The sequence below is a fragment of the Agrobacterium sp. CG160-95 genome (genome assembly GCF_053521725.1).
This window is the reverse complement of sequence record NZ_JBNWDU010000002.1, coordinates 733,244-750,941: the sequence shown is the minus strand read 5'-3', so window position 1 is coordinate 750,941 and position 17,698 is coordinate 733,244. Positions and strand designations below refer to the sequence as shown.

The window sequence follows — 17,698 nt, the reverse complement described above, 5'->3', positions numbered from 1 at the left end:
CGACGACATGCAAAACATGGGGATGACCGTTATTCCAAAAAGAGCTTCACCAAGGGCGTAAACGCCTGCGGACGGCCGGGGCTCTTCTGCCCGTGGCCGTCCATATAGCTCAGAAAGCGCCGCCCGTCAAAGGCAGCGACGGCGCGAGGCCAAGGGGTCAGAAGCGATAGGTGATACCCGCACCGATCAACCAGGGATCGAGTTTCGCTTTGCCACTGATTGGCGTGCCGCCAAGTTCTGCGGTCCAGTCGGTCTTCAGGAAAATCTTCTTCACGTCGAAGTTCACGCCCCAATGTTCGTCCAGCATATAGTCGAAACCCACCTGCACGGCCGCGCCGAACTTGTTCTTGACATCAAGATTGCTGAAGCCGGGTTTTTCGGACTGGTTGTAGAACATCGAATAGTTCACGCCCGCGCCGATATAGGGCTTGAAGGCGCCGAAATCAGTAAAGTGATATTGCAGGGTCAGCGTCGGCGGCAGCAACCATGTCTTGCCCACCGGCGTGCCGGCCAGCACACCCTCGCCGTTGATCTTGGCGTATGTGGTGCCGAGGATGAGTTCGGCAGCGATATTCGGGGTGAAGAAATAGCTGATGTCGAGTTCAGGAATGACCGTATCCGAATAGGAGAGACCTGCACCCGGCACACCGTCAACGCTGCCGCTGTCATGGGTAATGACCCCGAGACCACGCACGCGCAGCATCCATGGGCTCGCCGCCGCAATCGCCTCTTCAGCGGTGGGGGCTGGTGCCGGCGGGGCCAGATCTGCCGCCATCGCGTTGGCCGACATCAGCATCGCCGCGACGCTCACCGTCACACTGGCAAGCAAGGCGGTTTTTTTCTTCCTGTTCGTCATTCCATCTCTCCTATCGCGCGCCGCAGCCGGGCAAGCCCGGGAAACCGGCTGATGGCGGCGGGCATTCGCGAATCCTCGCTTGCCGCAGCCGCTACGGCCACTATCGCCAAGGGAGAGGTGAGCGGATTGAGATGGATCAAACCGAAAGGCGAACGATAAGCCAGGGCAGCTAGCCGGTGCTTGGTGTGACAAATACGCAACGGATAGCCATGACAACGGTCAAAATAGCGGGCCCGGCAGTCGGAAGTTGGCCTGTTTCACAAGCCTTCTCCTTTGCAATCTCAGGCGGCCTGCGGTGCCAAAGTCGCGGAACCAGGCTTTTTGAGAAGCAGTACCGAGACAGCAGCGATCATGCACATCACGCCGGCAATCTGCAGTGCGGGCATGTATGTGTCGAAGTCGCTCTTGAAGAAACCTGCGCCAAAGGCAGCGGTGGCGGCCCCCAACTGATGCCCCGCAAACACCCAGCCGAAAACCAGGCCCGCTTTTTCGCGGCCGAAACTCTCAGCGGCAAGCTTCACCGTTGGCGGCACGGTTGCCACCCAGTCCAGCCCGTAAAATACGGCGAAGACCGACAGCTCCACGAAGCTGAAGCCCGAGAAGGAGAGATAGATCAGGGACAGCCCGCGCAGACCGTAAAACCAGAAGAGCAGGAAGCGATTGTCGAAACGGTCGGAAAGCCAGCCGGCGAAGATGGTGCCGAAGAAATCGAAAATGCCGATCAAAGCCAGCGTGCCGGCCGCCGTGACCGCCGCCATGCCGAAATCACCGCAGATGGAAATCCAGTGTGTCTGGATAAGGCCGTTGGTGGAAAGTCCACAGACGAAGAACGTGCCGAAAAGCACCCAGAAAACCGGGTTTCCGGACACGCTCTTCAACGTCAGTATCGGGGATGCCAGTGTTGCAAGAAACTTGTGGTCCTGTTTCGGCGGTTTTACCACCACCGTCTCGCCATAGGCTGGCAGGCCGACATCGGCGGGATGGTCACGCATCAAGAGCAGCACGAGAATCATGGCGATCGCAATCACCGCAACGGATAGCGTCAGCGCGGTGCGCCAGCCATAGGCCTCCGTCAGTGCCGCGAGCAAAGGCAGAAAAACCAGCTGGCCGGTGGCGTTACTGGCCGTCATCAGGCCGATCACCAGTCCCCGGCGCTTTGAAAACCAGCGCGATGCCACGGTCGCGCCCAGCACCAGTGCCGTCATGCCGGTGCCAACACCGATCACCACGCCCCATAACAGCAACAGCTGCCACACCTCAGTCATGAAGAACGAGGCGACGATGCCGCCCATGATCAGCGCAAGGGCCGTCGACACGACCTGGCGAATACCGAAATGGTTCATGAAGGCAGCGGCAAAGGGCCCGAGCAGGCCGAAGAGCACCAGCCTGACCGCCATGGCAGATGAAATATCGGCAATATCCCAGCCGAACTCCTGATGCAGCGGCTGGATCATCACCCCGGCCGATCCCATCGCGCCGGCGGTTGCCAGCATCGTCAAAAAGGTGGTTGCGGCAACAAGCCAGCCATAATGTATGTTTCTGTCGGCCATCCAGCTGGCAAGGCGTGTGGAGAGCATGTTCAAAATCCCTTTCCAGCGGCCAGCGGCCGAAATTTTACGGGTATATACCCTGTATTGCGGGCAGATACCCGTTTTATCATCAAAAAAATTACAGGGCTGCGAGTAGTTCCTGCAATTGAGCGGTCTTTTCCGGGCCAAGCCTGGCCTCGATTTCGTCCTGTACTCCGTCCCAGAGGGGCGCGCCTGTTTTCAGTATCTCCTGCCCTTGCTCCGTCACAGTCAGCATCGCTTCGCGCTGATCCTCGCCATGGCCGATGGCCACCAGCCCCATCCGGGCCAGCACCTTGGTATTACGGCCAACGGTAGAGCGGTCCAGTTCTACCCGCGCGGCGAGATCGGTGAGCGACACCGGCGCCATGCGGTTGATGTTCCGCAACAGGCTGAACTGGCCGATATTGACGCCAAGCGGCGCCAGCGCCTCATCGTAATAGGACGAGACCTTACGGGATGCTTTGCGCAGCAGGATGCAGTGACAACTATCGTTTGGCATTTGTCTCGGGTATATACCCGCAAATTCTACTGCGCAAGAGATGTTCGGAAATTATCGGCAATCAAAGGCCGTCCGCCAGGCCACAGGGTAGAAAGAAAAACCCCGGCAATAAGCCGGGGTTTCATATCAGTGACAGGGCTCGTCTCAGGCAGAGAGCCTGCGGCCGCTTGCGACCAGCATACCAGCCGCACCTTCCAGCCAGCCGGCTTTGAGTTCAAGCGCCAGAAAACGGCTGCGCTCGAACGGGCCAGGCATGATCAGGTGCTGGGCCTTATCGGCAAAAAAGCCGAAGCGCTCATAATAGGCGGCGTCGCCGACCAGAAGAATGCCGCCATGGCCACGTTTGGTTGCCTCGGAGATTGCCGCACGCATCAGCGCCGAACCGATGCCCTTGCCCTCATGGGCAGCATCAACCGCAAGCGGGCCAAGCAGCAGCGCTTCGACAGCGCGGCCTTCGCGCGAAATGCCAGCTTCGACATTCCACAGGCGCACCGTGCCGATGACATGGCCGTCCTCGTCACGGGCAACGAGCGCCAGACCTTCCGCTGGCACGCGGCCGGCGCGCAGCTTTTCGGAAGACTTGCGGCGGCGGCCAGCGCCCATGGCGCGGTCGAGCAGGTTTTCACGGGCAACGACATCGCCCGGATTTTCCTGATCGACATGAAATGTCTGCGGGGTGAAAAATGCACGTACCGAATTCAGAAGAGCGGCCATCTCTCGGCCCTCCATCACACAACCGCCCACACGCGGCCCTTGATCAAAAATGGTGGAGCCGTTCCGGCCCGCCGACACGCTTTCCTCGGCTGGAAGAGGAGCAGCAAGCAGGGATTTGCGCAACAGCACAATCGGCAAAGCCGGAACGGAAGCTTGTTCGAGACGCCGCCTTACTCAGCGGGCGGCGTTCGGATCAGATGACGTAGGCTTTCAGCGGCTCGAAACCGTTGAAGGCAACCGCCGAATAGGTCGTCGTATAGGCACCTGCGCCTTCGATCAGAACCTCGTCGCCGATGGTCAGAGAGACCGGCAACGGGTACATGTTCTTTTCGTACAGCACGTCGGCGCTGTCGCAGGTCGGACCGGCCAGAACGCAAGGCTCCATCTCGTCCTGATCGCGCTCGGTGCGGATCGGGTAGCGGATAGCCTCATCCATCGTCTCGGCGAGACCGCCGAACTTGCCGATGTCGAGGAACACCCAGCGATGGTTGTCGTTGTCGGACTTGCGCGACACGAGAACAACTTCCGCCTTGATGACGCCAGCGTTACCCACCATGCCACGGCCCGGCTCGATGATCGTCTTCGGGATCTGGTTGCCGAAGTGCTTGCGCAGCGCCGTGTCGATAGCCTGGCCGTATTCTTCGGCAGCAGGAACGTCGCGCAGGTACTTGGTCGGGAAACCACCGCCCATATTGACCATCTGCAGGTGAATACCCTGCTTGGACAACGAAGCGAAAACGCGCTTGGCATCGCCCAGCGCTGCATCCCATGCGTCGAGATTCATCATCTGCGAACCGACATGGAAGGAAACGCCGTAGGATTCGAGGCCCAGCTGATGTGCGTAGACCAGAACATCAACAGCCATCTGCGGTACGCAGCCGAACTTGCGCGACAGCGGCCATTCGGCACCTTCACCGTCCGTCAGCACGCGGCAGAACACGCGCGCGCCAGGAGCGGCACGGGCAACCTTCTCGACTTCCTCATGGCTGTCGACGGCGAAGAGATCGATGCCGAGCGCGTAAGCGCGGGCGACATCGCGTTCCTTCTTGATGGTGTTGCCGAACGAGATCCGGTCGGACGTTGCACCTGCATCAAGCGCCATCTGGATTTCAGCCACGGAGGCGCAATCGAAGTTCGAGCCGAGCGAAGCAAGCAGCTTCAGGATTTCGGGAGCCGGGTTTGCCTTGACCGCATAGTAGATCGCGCTGTTCGGCAGGGAATGCCGGAACGCGTTGAAATTGTCGCGCACGACGTCGAGGTCGACGACGAGGCAAGGGCCTTCGGGACGTCGGGTCTTGATGAAATCGAGAATGCGTGCAGTCGTCATCGATATATTCCCTATAAAACCGGCTCCGGAAAATCCGGAGGACAAAGGACGCTCGAGATATGCATACGAATCAGCCGGTGGAGGCGCAGAATCGATAGCATACGCTCAAGGCGCAAATATGAATGACGCCCTGCCAGAGCATCATTCGGCTTTGTCTGCCATCGATTGGAGGGAATGACCCGACCGCACTTCAGGCAATGATGGTGTGCCTCTTCAGTACCCCGGCTGATGGAAAGCCGGCAGAGAACCAGAAAGGCCCGCACCGTCGTTGCTTCATATGTCCTCGCATTTCCCGGTTGGCCGGAATAGCGACTGGAGGGGTTAGTTCCAGGTACCTTACCGAACTCCTCACCACATCGAGGACTCGGCGGACACACATGGGCACGTGCGACTTTGGGCAGCACGGGAGATAAGAATATTCGCCGTCATAATCAAGAGGATTTTTTCACCATATAGCGGATTTTTTCGGCAACCATTTTGCGGGTTGAACAGTCACGGCTCAGCGTTCAATTATATAGAACGAACCGGAGGATTTTCATGGACACGCTCACCCGCATCCGCGCCTTTATCGACGTTGTCGAAGCGGAGGGTTTTTCCGCCGCTGCCCGCAAGACAGGGCGTTCCAAAGCGCTTTTGTCCAAATATGTCCGGGAACTGGAAGATGATCTCGGTGCACTGCTTCTCAACCGCACCACCCGGCAATTCTCGCTGACGGAGGCCGGCCATACGTATTATCGCACCGCCTCCGACATTTTGAAGGAGATCGACAACCTCGCCGATCTGGTGCGCGAGAAGAATGCCGATCTGAAGGGCAAGCTCAGAATATCCGTTCCGCGCACCTTCATCGACGCCGATGTTGGCCAGAGCCTCATCGATTTCGCCAAGGAAAATCCGGAACTGTCTCTGGAAATCGTCGCCGATGACCGATTCGTCGATCTGATCGAGGAAGGGTTCGACCTTGCGATTCGCATAACGCGTCTGGAAGATTCAGGCCTCATCGCCCGCAAGATCTCCGATTTCCGGGTCTATGCAGTGGCGACGGCGGATTTTGTCGCCAGACACGGCCCGCTCAATGGTCCGCAGGACTTTTCCCGCGTGCCCTTCATCATCGACACCAACACCCGCTTCCACAACACCGTGCGTTATCTTGAAGCGGATGGCGGCTCGAACTCCGTTACCATCAGTGGACCGATCGAGGTGAACAGCCCGCAGGCGACACTCCGGGCCGCCCGCGCAGGGCTTGGCATCGCCATGGTGCCGGACTTCATTGCAAGACCCTTCATCCAGTCCGGCGAGCTTGTGACCCTGTTCGACGACTATATTTCCAAAGACCGCGGCATATATGCCGTCTACCCCCACCGCCGTTACCTTCCCGCCAAAGTGCGCAGCTTCGTGGATTATCTCTCGGCGTGGTTCAGGAAAAATGGATGAAGAGCGGGGGAGCGGTATAGTTTCCGCCGACCTTCCCCTCGTCATGCCGTATTTAATCCGGCATCGAGCCGCGGCGCGCCCGCGCTATGAAGGACTCTATCGCGATCAACGACCTGATCGCGCTGCACCCCGAATCTGGTCCGGGGTGCAGGAGTGCGGATGCAACGCCTGCCTTTCAGCGGGCGTTGCTTAGCCGGAAACGGCTTATCAGAACGGCGAATCCGGGAAGTAGAACTGCTTGGCATTGTCCTTGGTGATGAGCGTAGCGTCGAGAATATACTCGCCAGCAACAGGCACCTGATCGTAAAAATGACCTGCCGTAAGCTGCATGGCGGTCGCCACCATCGCCGGCGGATAGAGCACGTCGACCGGAATTAGCTTGTCGCCGTCCATTACGCGCTTGATCATGTCCTTGGAACCGGCGCCAGCAACGATATACTTGATATCGGTGCGTTTCGCCTGCTGGATTGCCTCCAGCACGCCAACCGCCATGTCGTCGTCCTGACACCAGACCACGTCGATCTTCTTGTATTTGGTCAGGTAGTCCTGCATCACGCGGAAGGCGTCGTCGCGGTTCCAGTTGCCGTACTGGCGGTCGAGAACCTTGACGCTGGAGCCGGCAATACCCTTGTCGAAACCATCCTGGCGCTGCTGGTCGATCGGAATCGGCAGACCGCGAATGACCACCACTTCCGCATCAGGCGTGGTTTTCTTGATGTATTCGCCTGCCACTTGTCCGAGTGCCGGATTGTTACCCGCAACGTAGAGATCGCGGATCGAATTGTCGTTGACGCTCGGCGCGCGGTCGACGAGCGCGACAAAGGTGCCCTTGTCCTTGATCTCCTTGATGGCGTTGACGAGCGGATCGGGATCAGACGGCAGCACGACCAATGCGTCCAGCCCCTGCACGGCAAGATCCTGAAGCGCGTTTGCCTGGTTGGCGGCATCCGGCGAGGTCTTGACGATGACGTTCAGACCCGGATGCTCCTTCATCAGAAGCTTTGCCACCCGTTCGGCATGGTAAACGACGCCCGCCGTCCAGCCGTGGTCGGCCGCCGGAATGGATACCCCGATCGTTACCTTCTTCTCCTGCGCATGGGCAGAACCCGCAAGAACGGCAGCCAGCGCGACAAATGCCACGCCGATGAATTTTCTACGCATAGTCTATTTCCTCCCAAGACCGGGGCGTTCCTCCTGTTTAAACCGCGCATGCCCCAGATTGCGCGGCCAGATGTCTCATCGATCGTCCGGCTATCTGCGGCTGAGCGAACGCTGCACCAGCATGGCGATGATGATGATCGCGCCCTGAATGGCACCGATCAGATATTCGCTGACGAAGTTCGACAGGATCATGATGTTGCCCACGATTTCCAGAATGAAGGCGCCGCAAATCGTACCCCAGATGCGGCCCACACCACCCCGTAGCGCCGTGCCGCCGACGACGACGGCGGTGATGGCCTGCAACTCCCACAACATGCCTGTAGTGGCCGAAGTGGAGGCAAGACGCGGCACGTAAAGCAGGACGGCAACGGCGACGCAAAGCCCCTGAACCACGTAGGCAATCGTGCGGACTCGAGCGACCGAGATACCGGAGTAACGCGCCACATCCTCGCTGGAACCTACCGCCGTCAGATGCCTGCCGTAACGGGTACGGTAAAGCACGAAAGCGGCGATGGCGGCAGTGACGAAGATGACGATGACCGGCACCGGCACACCGATCACATTGCCGAAATAGACCGGGCGATAAAGCGTCTGGATTTCCGGGTTGCGCAGCGTGATCGCGCCACCCTGCGACAGCCAGGTGGTCAGCCCACGATAAATGCCCATGGTGCCGAGCGTGGCGATGAAGGGCTCGATGCGGCCGATGGTGGTGATGAGGCCGTTTGCAAGCCCGCAAGCGGCGCCGATGGCGATAGCCAGCGCCATGGCGGCCAGTAGCATCACCAGCGGATTGGCAATAACGCCACTGTTCATGAACAGGATCATCAGGCTGGCAACGAAAGCCACCATCGCGCCGACGGAGAGATCAAGTCCGCCGGATGTGATGACATATGTGGCGCCGAGCGCAATGATGGCGATGAAGGCGCTGCGGGTAACCACGTTCAGCAGATTGTCGATGCCGATGAAATTCGGATTGGCGACGGCGCCGAGAACCAGCAGCAAAGCCAGCGCCACAAAGGGCGCAACGGCGCGCAGGTCCCAGTCTTTCGAGGTCTTCGGCGTTTTGCCGTTATCAAGTGCGGCCTCAGTCATATTTCCCCTCAATTGTCTTTTCTTCAGGCCAATCTGCCGGGACATCAGCCCTCAAGCGAATTCCTGCGTGTGCACGCCAGTCGCGAGTGCCACGATATCGTTTTCGGTCATGCGTTCCCCCGTCACCTCGCCGACGATCCTGCCGGAGCGCATTACAAGGACGCGGTCGCAGATGCCGATCAGTTCCGGCATCTCCGAAGACACGACGATGATCGACCTGCCCTCGTCTGCAAGCTTTGCTATGAAACGGTAGATCTGTTCCTTGGTGCCGATATCGATGCCGCGTGTTGGCTCGTCGATGATGACGATCGATGGATCGAGCAGCATCATCTTGGCGAGCAGCAGCTTTTGCTGGTTACCGCCGGACAGCTGGCCCGCGAGCAAGTCCTTACTTCCCGTGCGAATATCGAAATCACGCACCGCATCATCGAGCGCTGCCTTCTCTCGACGGATATCGATCTGGAACAGGCGGCTGAATTTCCTCAGCGAGGCGAGTGTGAGATTGACCCGCAAGTCCTTCGTCAGCAGCAATCCCTTGCCCTTCCGATCCTCGCTCAGATAAACGATACCGGCCTTCAGACTGTCTTCCGCCTTTGCAAAATGCACAGGCTTTCCGAGATGGCGGATCGTCCCCCGCCCTGGACGCAGGCCAAGCACGCCCTCCATAAGCTCCGTTCTGCCCGCGCCGACGAGACCAGCAAAACCGAGGATTTCGCCCTTTCGCAGGCTGAAACCGGCATCCTGCGCATAGCCGGGAACGGTGAAATGCTCCACCTGCAAGACAGGCTCGTGCTCGCCGCCGGCGTTCCTGTCCGGATAGAGCTTGGCGACATCGCGTCCCACCATCAACCGCGCCATATCGGCGGGCTCAAGCGCCGATATCGGGTGGGAGCCGACCAACCTGCCATCGCGCAGAACGGTCACACGGTCGGCAATCTCCTTCACCTCCGGCAGGCGGTGCGAAATATAGAGCACGGCCACGCCCTTTGCCCTTATGTCCCTGATAACGTTCAACAGCGCATCGGTTTCAATGGGCGTGAGGCTTGCGGTCGGCTCGTCGAAAATGACGACGCGATGCGGCACGAGCAGAACGCGGGCTATCTGCACCAGCTGGCGCTGGGCAATCGACAGGCTGCCGACGACGGCATCGGGATCGATCGTACCGCCGAGATCGGCGATAGCCCTCAGGGCGCCGGCACGCATGGCGCGGTCGTCCATCATCGGGCCTTTGCATAATTCGCGGCCCAGATAGATGTTCTGAGCCACCGTCAGATCCGGGGCCAGCAATATTTCCTGATGCACGAGAACGATGCCGCGATGTTCGGCGTCGACAGGTCCGCTCAGCGTAACTGCCTCGCCATCGATCCTGATTTCCCCACTCGAAGGCTTCTCATTGCCCGCAAGCAGTTTCATCAACGTCGATTTACCAGCGCCGTTCTCGCCAATGATGGCGTGAACTTCACCGGCGCGCACGGCAATCTCTATATCCTTCAGAACCTGGACGGGACCGAAAGACTTGGACAACCCGACAGTCCGTATAAGGACCTGATCTGGAGATTCCTCAGCAAAAGCCATGTGTCGTCACCGGTACCCGGTGCGAATGAACGGATCTTGCCCCTCGATTTTACTTGAAATCATCATGCACGAACTCCTCCCAAAGCTCTTGGGAAGAAGCTAACGTCCGTTTTGAGGTACGTAAAGCAAATTTCGCTGGTCTTTTAGAATACACTCAAATTTGACCAGGACGATGGTGCCTAAAGGCTAAAAAATAGGCGGCCATGGTCCCACAGAGCGTTGGAAATCCTCAGTGAGGCAAGGCACACACGGGATGCCTGTGGCTAGAGAAGGCGCTTCAGGGAGCTGGCTTCCGGTTGCGGGGAGGCCTTCGTTGTATCGCTGTTGTCGGCAGACCTGTTGCGCATCGCGGCGTAATAGGCGTTTTTCTGCTCGTACATATGCATGTCTGCACGGCGCACCAGCGATTCCATTGTCTCTCCGGCCTCGCTGGTTGCCACGCCCAGCGAAAGACTAAGCGGCGCATTGGAGTAGAACTGGTTGTTGATCTTCAGCAGTTCGTAAATGGTATCCACCATCGCCGCGGCGATCTGCTTGTCTGCGCCGGGCAAAAGGATCGCGAATTCATCACCGCCAATGCGCGCAGCATGGTTCGGCGCAGTAACGACACCGTTCAGGACTTCGCCAAGGCGCCGCAACAGCGCGTCGCCTGCGTCGTGCCCGAGCTTGTCATTGGCGTCCTTGAGGCCATTGAGATCGATGACGATGGCCGAAACGGGCCGGATCGTGCTGCGTTCCAGCCTGTTCATTTCGTCCGAATAGAAGGCGCGATTGTGCAGCTTGGTCAGCACATCGTGCTTGCCGAGATATTCGAGATAGGCTTCCGCCTTTTTCCGCGCCGTAATATCAGTCAGCGCCACCTGCACCAGTGACCAGTCGCGTTCGTGGCCCGGAAAAACGGAGAAATGCAGCAGCACGTGCCGCTCTGAACCATCCAGCGCGTAGTTCACCACTTCGCGATGATGGTTAAGATTGCCGTTCCACAGCTCCATCAGCTGTTCGCGGAAGGGCTTTTCCATTTCACCCCGGAAAATATCGCCAAGCCGCTGCAACAGAACCTGGCGGTCCGGCGCACAAAACAGGTCAAGTGTTGCCCGGTTGACGTCGATCACGCGGATTTCGCTCATGCATTGGCGCACGAATTCGGGATGCACATCCATGAACACCCGGAAGTCGATGATGCCGCGTTCCCTGACCTCCTCGATCAGACGCCGAACCCGGCTGAAATCCTCCACCCACAGGGAAACGGGCGAATGTTGGAACATGCCTTCAGCATAACGGCGGTTGAAAAGCTCCTTGCGGCGAGCCTCCTCACGTTCCGTCACATCCTCTGTGGTCAGCAGCAACCGCCCGAGTGTCTGTTCGTAGCCGGGTATGACCGCACCGCGCAGCTGGATATCCAGCCGCTTTCCGCCAATCGAGTAATTGACGGCGTTGCTGATGAATTCTGTTTTTCCAGCCCAAAGCTCGGAAAGCTCGTTCACATGGCTTTCAAGCATGTCATCGCGGAAAATCCGGTGCAGATTATCGATCAGATGCGCCTTGTCCCGCGCTTCGAACAGTTCAAGTGTCTTGGCATTAACCTGAACGACGCGGATTTTTTGCGAGCACGCCGCCACCCGCGACAGATCTTCCAGCAAAAACGCCCGGATATCCTCGACGCCCTGCGCCCGCCAGATGTCGAACTGGCTTTTCACCTCGCTGAAATCCTCGATCCACATCGCCACAGGGGCAAGATTGAAGATATTGGTATCGATCGTTTCAATCATACGGGCAGTCTTCTTCAGGATAATAAGGGCGGATGCCGAATGCCGAAATCGTGCGAGACAGCGATGACTGACCGCATATCTGGATTTATTAGGGATATTCGATCCAACGCAAGCCTTTATCGCGCAAGCCAACGGATTGCGCGATAAATCTCGGTTTCGCCAAGATTCCGCCCGTTACCAGAGCTTCACGTGGCGGTTCACATCCTTGTAGAGCAGGTAGCGGAAACGGCCCGGCCCGCCTGCATAGCAAGCCTGCGGGCAAAAAGCGCGCAGCCACATGAAATCACCCGCCTGCACTTCCACCCAATCCTCGTTCAGCCGGTAAACCGCCTTGCCTTCCAGCACGTAAAGACCGTGCTCCATGACATGGGTTTCCATGAAAGGAATGGTAGCGCCCGGCTCCAGGCTGACGATGTTGAGGTGCATGTCGTAACGCACGTCGTCGGGATCGATAAACCGGGTAGTCGCCCATTTGCCGTTCGTATCGGGCATCGCCGACAGAGCGTGTTCATCTTCATGCGTGAAGATAGCCGGCGGCAGCTCCAGCCCGTCCACCGCCTGAAACGCCTTGCGGACCCAGTGGAACTTGACCGGTGCCGTGCCGGAATTGCGCAGCTGCCAGCGCGAGCCGGCGGGCAGGAAGGCGAAGGAGCCGGTCCGCAATGCATGCTGCACGCCCTCAAACTCCACGGTCATTTCACCATCAACGACAAAGATCGCCGCTTGCGCCCTTGCGTCCGGCTCCGGCCGCTCGCTGCCGCCGCCGGGCTGCACTTCAACGATATATTGCGCAAAAGTCTCGGAAAAACCGGTCATCGGCCGGGCGATGATCCAGGCCCGGGTCCCTGTCCAGTGGGGGAGCACGCTCGTCACGATATCGGACATGACGGTTTTGGGGATGACCGCATAGGCAGTCTTGAAAACAGCCTTGCTCGACAGCAGTTCCGTCTGCCCCGGCAGACCGCCCATATCCGAATAATATTTCTTCATTTCAGCCATTCCATTCTGCAACGCATTTCGCGCGAATTCTTAGGCCTGTAGCGACGTTTAATCAAATAATTATTGGCGTGCACAAGCCTTGCCGCCCGCATGGTAAAATGCGGGCGGCCTATTTCGCGCGGACATGCGAAATGAGGTTGGGCTCAGGCCTTTTTGCGCATCGTGGCATAGACGATATTGTGGTTTTCGCCGAAAAATACCTCCGCCTCGATACTTGCGGGATCGGCGCTGGCGTTGACGATCCGCCACATATCCGCCTTCGAACGCAACAGCAGCGCCCAGTTCATGAAGGTCTCCATGTAGCCATCGACCACAATGTCTTCGGAGAAGTTGGCGAAGAGGAACATTCCGCCGGGCTTCAGCATCTCCATGCAGCGCCGCGTGAGCTTGATCGCCACCTTGTCGTTCAGGTAATCGTAAAGACCGGCGGCATATACCAGATCGAATTTGCCGAGCTCATGCGAACGCAGGACGATGTCACGCACCGAACCGTCAATCGCCTCGATGCAGCTGCCGTTGAAATCGCGGGCAACGGAACCGACACTCAGGGGATCTTGATCGAGCGCCACCCAGCGCCGGATCTTGCCCTCTGTCAAGGCCACGGATGCATCCGCCTCGCGCAGATGTCCCGATGCAATGGTGAGGATTTCCGTTTCGCTTCCATGCCGGGCCGCAGTCTCGTCAACAAACCGGGTCAGCAAATCCCGCCGCTCGCGGACAGCGACCGAGGAACTGGCGTCCTTCGTATAATTGTAGAGAGCCGCGCCAAGCGGCGTTGCGTTCTTCACCTTATCGGCAACGCTGTCGTGACCGTAGATGAAGTCGAGAAGCTGCGCATCGCCCGAATAGCCCCGCGGCTTTTCGAACGACCAGCGCGTGAAGGGATCTTCCAGAAAATAGTCCGACACGGAGTGATTCTGCACCAGGGGAATCAGTTCAGCCCACACGCTTGAGTGGAGCTTTTCGCGCAGGCCATGCAGTGCGCCTGCCGTTCGATGTATTATCTCATGTGCTGAAACACCATTTTCGAACTGCTGTTGTGCCAATTCGAGAATGATCGCGATCTCTGCTTTCGCAACTGCGAAATGCTCATCGAACGCTTCCGTTTTCCGTGCAAAAATCTCTTTTGCGACAGTATCAGGAGTGATCAGACTTGCCCCGTCCAGATTTCTTTTCTTTACCTGCCTCACTTCAGCCTCCAGTATTAACACATTGTTAACTATACGTTTCTGGCAGACGGAAGGCCACTCGCTTTCGATTTTTGAGCAGTGTAGGGATACATTAGTTTATTAGCGTATTTTTTTGGTCACACTCGTGGACCGGAGGAGAAAGCGGATACGCGATTTAGTGAAACTTAATGTTGCGAGCGTATGATGCGCTCTTGCTTTTCATGTTTCCGCCCGCATGGAGAGAAATCGGCAGGAAATCGCGCTTAGCGTGAAAGTACACGCAAAGGTCGAATAAGCAGTTACTTGATAAAGTATACGCAACACTATGGGAAAGTGCATGAAGCACACGTTAGGCGAGGTGAGTGGACAGCAAGAATATCGGCGGCCGGACGCCCGGTTTTCTGATGAACTTCTTGCCCTTTACCAGCAGGAAGGTGAGCGTAGCCGCCGGGGTTCGATCAGGCGGGGCCTGTGGACGGCTGTTTTCATCTATCTGCTATTTGCCATTACCGACATCATTCTGGTGCCCGACGTCGCCTTTTACACCATAATCGCAAGAGTTATCGTCGTCCTGACGTCCCTGCTGACGCTCGAAATTCAATTGCGCATGGGCGCGAGCACCGCAGCACTTGACCTCACCTGCGCCACTGCGCTCGTCATGGGCTATATTGGCTGGCTTGTGCCCTCGCTCTTGACCGACAATCTCGAAAACATGTCCTATTACATGGTTTTCGGGGCGATTTTCATGATGGGCGCCAATCTGTTTTTCACCTTCCGCTTCCATCTTTCGCTCGTGTCATCGGGCATCATTCTCGTCACCTACTTTCTGGCGGCGACGCAGTTTCCCGAAGATGCGTTCTACAAGCTCGCTTTCGGCACCTTCTATATCTCCTGCTTCGTCTTCACCTCTTACGTGAACTGGAACCTGAACCGGGAACGCTACCACGTCTTTCTCAACGCACTGGAAGCCAAGGCCCAGCAGAAAGCGGCGGACGAGCGCGGGCAGGCGCTGTTGCGGCTTTCAAATACCGATTCCCTGACAGGCCTGCAGAACCGCCGCGCCATCGACCAGCATCTGCGCCTGTTGTGGGACAATTGGAGCAAGAAGGGGGAAGGTTTCGCCGTCTTTCTGATCGACGTGGATTTCTTCAAGAAATACAATGATCGCTACGGCCACCAGGAAGGCGACAAGTGCCTCGTGACAGTGGGCAACGCCCTGCAGGACGCGATCATCGACCATGGCGCCTCCATCGGCCGTTATGGCGGTGAGGAGTTCATCGTACTCGCTCCGTTCAAGTCCAGACAGCAGGTGGGTGAGCTTGCCGAAACCATCCGCCACACCGTCGAAGACCTGTCGCTTTCGCACGATCAGCGCCGGGACGGAACCTTCATCGTCACCGTCAGCATTGGCGCGTCTTTCACCCGTCCCAATCCGGATGGCAAGCTCGAAAAGATCATCAACGAGGCCGACCGGGCGCTTTATATCGCCAAGGCCAATGGCCGCAATTGCATGAAGCTGTTCGATCCGGACGATCCGCAGACCAGCGACGAAACCGAAAATATCGCCGCACTTCTGAAAATCGCTGTCGCGGAAAACCTCGTTTCTCTCGTCTATCAGCCGATCCTCAACATATCGACCAACGAGACGGCAGGAGCCGAAGCGTTGATGCGGCTTCGCCTGCTCGACGGTGGCTCCGTTTCGCCCGGCACCTTTATCCCGATTGCCGAACGCACCGGCACGATAATGGAGCTCGGTCTCTGGACCATAAAGACCGCCTGCCGGCAGATACTCGCCGATGACAAGGTATCGGTGGTCAGCGTCAACGTATCGCCGATGCAGCTGAAGAATCCTGGTTTTGCCACTTCGGTCGCAGCGATCCTCGTTGAGGCGGGGATTGGCGGCGGCAGGCTGGCCTTCGAGATCACCGAGGGTCTGGATATGGAGATGCATTCGGATGTATTACGCTGTCTGAACGATCTGAAGACGCTCGGCATCAATATATGGCTGGATGATTTCGGAACCGGATTTGCGGGCCTTTCCTGGCTGCGGATGACGGATTTCGATACCGTAAAGATTGACCGCTCCTTCCTGCATGACAGCAAGACACCCCGCGGCCGGGCGATGTTGCAGGACATGATCCGTCTCATCCGCAATCGCGGCCACAAGATCCTGATCGAAGGCGTGGAGACGGAAGAGCAGCTGAGGCTCGTGCGCCAGCTAGAGATCGATTATGCGCAGGGTTATTATATCGGACGCCCGGTCGTCGCCGAAAGGCTGAACGTGGCGACTACCCCCTACCCGCAGCCCAAAATGCTACAGCGCCCCGCCTGATGATGCGATGGCGGTGGCAAGCCGCCGTCACCGACAGGCCCCGTCTTAGTGATATGCTGGCGGAATGATCGAGAATTTTGCCGCAAGTTCCGAAAACGCAGCACGCGTGACGGGATCGACAGGCGCGCCTTCCCTCTCCCGCTTTGCCGCTACCGCCCATTCCCGATCGCCCGGCGCCATGACCTTGCAGTCCTCCCGCGCTGGCGATCCCCGCAGTACCTCGAGATAGCGTTTCATGCCTTCGTCGAACACTTCGCGCTCAAGGAAGGCTTCGGGCTTCAACGCTAGGACGAAGGCCCCAAGCCCGCGCGGCTTGGAAAAATCTGGCCCCGACATTGGGGCGATATCGAAACTGAGCTTCATGCCGCTGAGAACGGCGCTAAAGATTTCCACCATTCCCGCAAGCGCCGCTCCCTTGAAACCGAAGGCACCGCCCAGCGGAGCCAGCATTTCAACGGCATTGGGGTTCTGCGTGTCGATACCGTCGCCATCAGACGCAACTCCTTCCGGCAATTGCTGTTCCAGGCTGCGGTAAAGCAGAACTCGGTTATAGGGCACGGCGCTGGTGGCCATGTCCAGAAGCCAGGGCATGTCATCGGCTGCCGGCACGCCGACTGCAATGGGGTTGGTGCCGTGGAAACGCATCGCGCCGTCATGCAGGCGCACGAAACTGTCGGAGTTGCAAAAGGCAATGCCGATATACCCCTGCCGCGCCGCCTCCAGCACGTAAGCGCCGGCCGGGCCGAAATGCGAGGAATTCCTGATCGCAACGGCGCCGATGCCGAATTTCCCAGCAAGCGCCATGGCGCTGTCCATGGCCGCATAGGTAGCGCGGGCGCCATGGGCATGGTCGGCATCGATCGTCTCCACCGCGCCGAAACCGGACACGCGGCTGATCTGCGGCCGCGGATTGAGACGCCCGCCTTCAAGTCCTGCGATGTAGTGAGCAAGAAGCCGAACGCCGTGGCTGTCTACGCCCAGCCGTGTGCCATGCATCATGGCGCGGGTCGCCGCATCGGCGGTTTCATCATCGGTGCCGACAGCCAGGAAAACGGAACGGCAAAACCGCTCCAGTTCATCCAGCCTTGCGAGGACGGTGACATTTTCATTGCTGTGCGACATCAGGGGAACCTCCCGATTCCAGAATCCATGCCGCACAAGCTAGTCACGGGGCGCGTTTTTGCAATCGAATATCGCGCCCCG

14 protein-coding genes are annotated in these 17,698 nt (G+C 58.3%); 2 read left to right on the top strand and 12 right to left on the bottom strand.

The window, feature by feature from the left end; genetic code table 11:
• Positions 1–157 precede the first annotated feature (157 nt).
• The 5 genes from ACQZ63_RS10030 to odc2 all read right to left on the bottom strand — a co-directional run bounded on the left by ACQZ63_RS10030 (position 158) and on the right by odc2 (position 4,967).
• A complete protein-coding gene (locus ACQZ63_RS10030; protein ID WP_019564584.1) occupies positions 158–856 on the bottom strand; it encodes an OmpW/AlkL family protein in 699 nt (232 codons plus the stop codon).
• Between the two features lie 281 nt (positions 857–1,137).
• Positions 1,138–2,433: an MFS transporter gene (locus tag ACQZ63_RS10025; RefSeq protein WP_113555721.1), complete on the bottom strand. Its 1,296-nt coding sequence runs from the start codon at positions 2,431–2,433 to the stop codon at positions 1,138–1,140.
• A gap of 91 nt (positions 2,434–2,524) precedes the next feature.
• Positions 2,525–2,926 carry a MarR family winged helix-turn-helix transcriptional regulator gene (locus ACQZ63_RS10020; protein ID WP_003510658.1) on the bottom strand — a complete coding sequence of 134 codons (402 nt, stop codon included), beginning with the start codon at positions 2,924–2,926 and terminating at the stop codon, positions 2,525–2,527.
• Positions 2,927–3,070: 144 nt separating this feature from the next.
• Complete coding sequence (locus ACQZ63_RS10015) at positions 3,071–3,640, bottom strand: GNAT family N-acetyltransferase (protein WP_013761478.1); 570 nt, start codon at positions 3,638–3,640, stop codon at positions 3,071–3,073.
• A 193-nt stretch (positions 3,641–3,833) separates the two neighbouring features.
• Positions 3,834–4,967 (bottom strand): ornithine/lysine decarboxylase, encoded by a 1,134-nt coding sequence (gene odc2, locus ACQZ63_RS10010; RefSeq protein WP_003510663.1) that lies wholly within the window; start codon positions 4,965–4,967, stop codon positions 3,834–3,836.
• A gap of 537 nt (positions 4,968–5,504) precedes the next feature.
• Between odc2 and ACQZ63_RS10005 the strand changes: the two genes are divergently transcribed.
• On the top strand, positions 5,505–6,398 hold the full coding sequence (locus ACQZ63_RS10005; RefSeq protein ID WP_003510664.1) for a LysR family transcriptional regulator: 894 nt from the start codon (positions 5,505–5,507) through the stop codon (positions 6,396–6,398).
• 207 nt (positions 6,399–6,605) lie between these two features.
• Here the strand turns inward: ACQZ63_RS10005 and ACQZ63_RS10000 are convergent, their stop codons facing one another.
• The 6 genes from ACQZ63_RS10000 to ACQZ63_RS09975 all read right to left on the bottom strand — a co-directional run bounded on the left by ACQZ63_RS10000 (position 6,606) and on the right by ACQZ63_RS09975 (position 14,184).
• The gene (locus ACQZ63_RS10000; protein ID WP_003510665.1) at positions 6,606–7,559 is read right to left on the bottom strand and encodes a substrate-binding domain-containing protein; all 954 of its coding nucleotides are present in this window, start codon (positions 7,557–7,559) and stop codon (positions 6,606–6,608) included.
• Positions 7,560–7,649: 90 nt separating this feature from the next.
• Positions 7,650–8,651: an ABC transporter permease gene (locus ACQZ63_RS09995; protein ID WP_112199101.1), complete on the bottom strand. Its 1,002-nt coding sequence runs from the start codon at positions 8,649–8,651 to the stop codon at positions 7,650–7,652.
• A 51-nt stretch (positions 8,652–8,702) separates the two neighbouring features.
• Positions 8,703–10,226: a sugar ABC transporter ATP-binding protein gene (locus ACQZ63_RS09990; RefSeq protein WP_003510667.1), complete on the bottom strand. Its 1,524-nt coding sequence runs from the start codon at positions 10,224–10,226 to the stop codon at positions 8,703–8,705.
• Positions 10,227–10,489: 263 nt separating this feature from the next.
• Complete coding sequence (locus tag ACQZ63_RS09985; protein ID WP_003510668.1) at positions 10,490–11,995, bottom strand: sensor domain-containing diguanylate cyclase; 1,506 nt, start codon at positions 11,993–11,995, stop codon at positions 10,490–10,492.
• A 174-nt stretch (positions 11,996–12,169) separates the two neighbouring features.
• Entirely contained in the window at positions 12,170–12,994 is an 825-nt protein-coding gene (locus ACQZ63_RS09980; RefSeq protein ID WP_111802565.1) for a bifunctional allantoicase/(S)-ureidoglycine aminohydrolase, read from the bottom strand.
• Positions 12,995–13,137: 143 nt separating this feature from the next.
• A complete protein-coding gene (locus tag ACQZ63_RS09975) occupies positions 13,138–14,184 on the bottom strand; it encodes a class I SAM-dependent methyltransferase (RefSeq protein WP_113555720.1) in 1,047 nt (348 codons plus the stop codon).
• Between the two features lie 316 nt (positions 14,185–14,500).
• Here ACQZ63_RS09975 and ACQZ63_RS09970 point away from each other — a divergent pair, with 316 nt between their 5' ends.
• Complete coding sequence (locus ACQZ63_RS09970; RefSeq protein WP_019564592.1) at positions 14,501–16,495, top strand: putative bifunctional diguanylate cyclase/phosphodiesterase; 1,995 nt, start codon at positions 14,501–14,503, stop codon at positions 16,493–16,495.
• Between the two features lie 45 nt (positions 16,496–16,540).
• Here the strand turns inward: ACQZ63_RS09970 and ACQZ63_RS09965 are convergent, their stop codons facing one another.
• Positions 16,541–17,617 carry an Ldh family oxidoreductase gene (locus ACQZ63_RS09965; RefSeq protein ID WP_003510674.1) on the bottom strand — a complete coding sequence of 359 codons (1,077 nt, stop codon included), beginning with the start codon at positions 17,615–17,617 and terminating at the stop codon, positions 16,541–16,543.
• Positions 17,618–17,698: the final 81 nt, after the last annotated feature.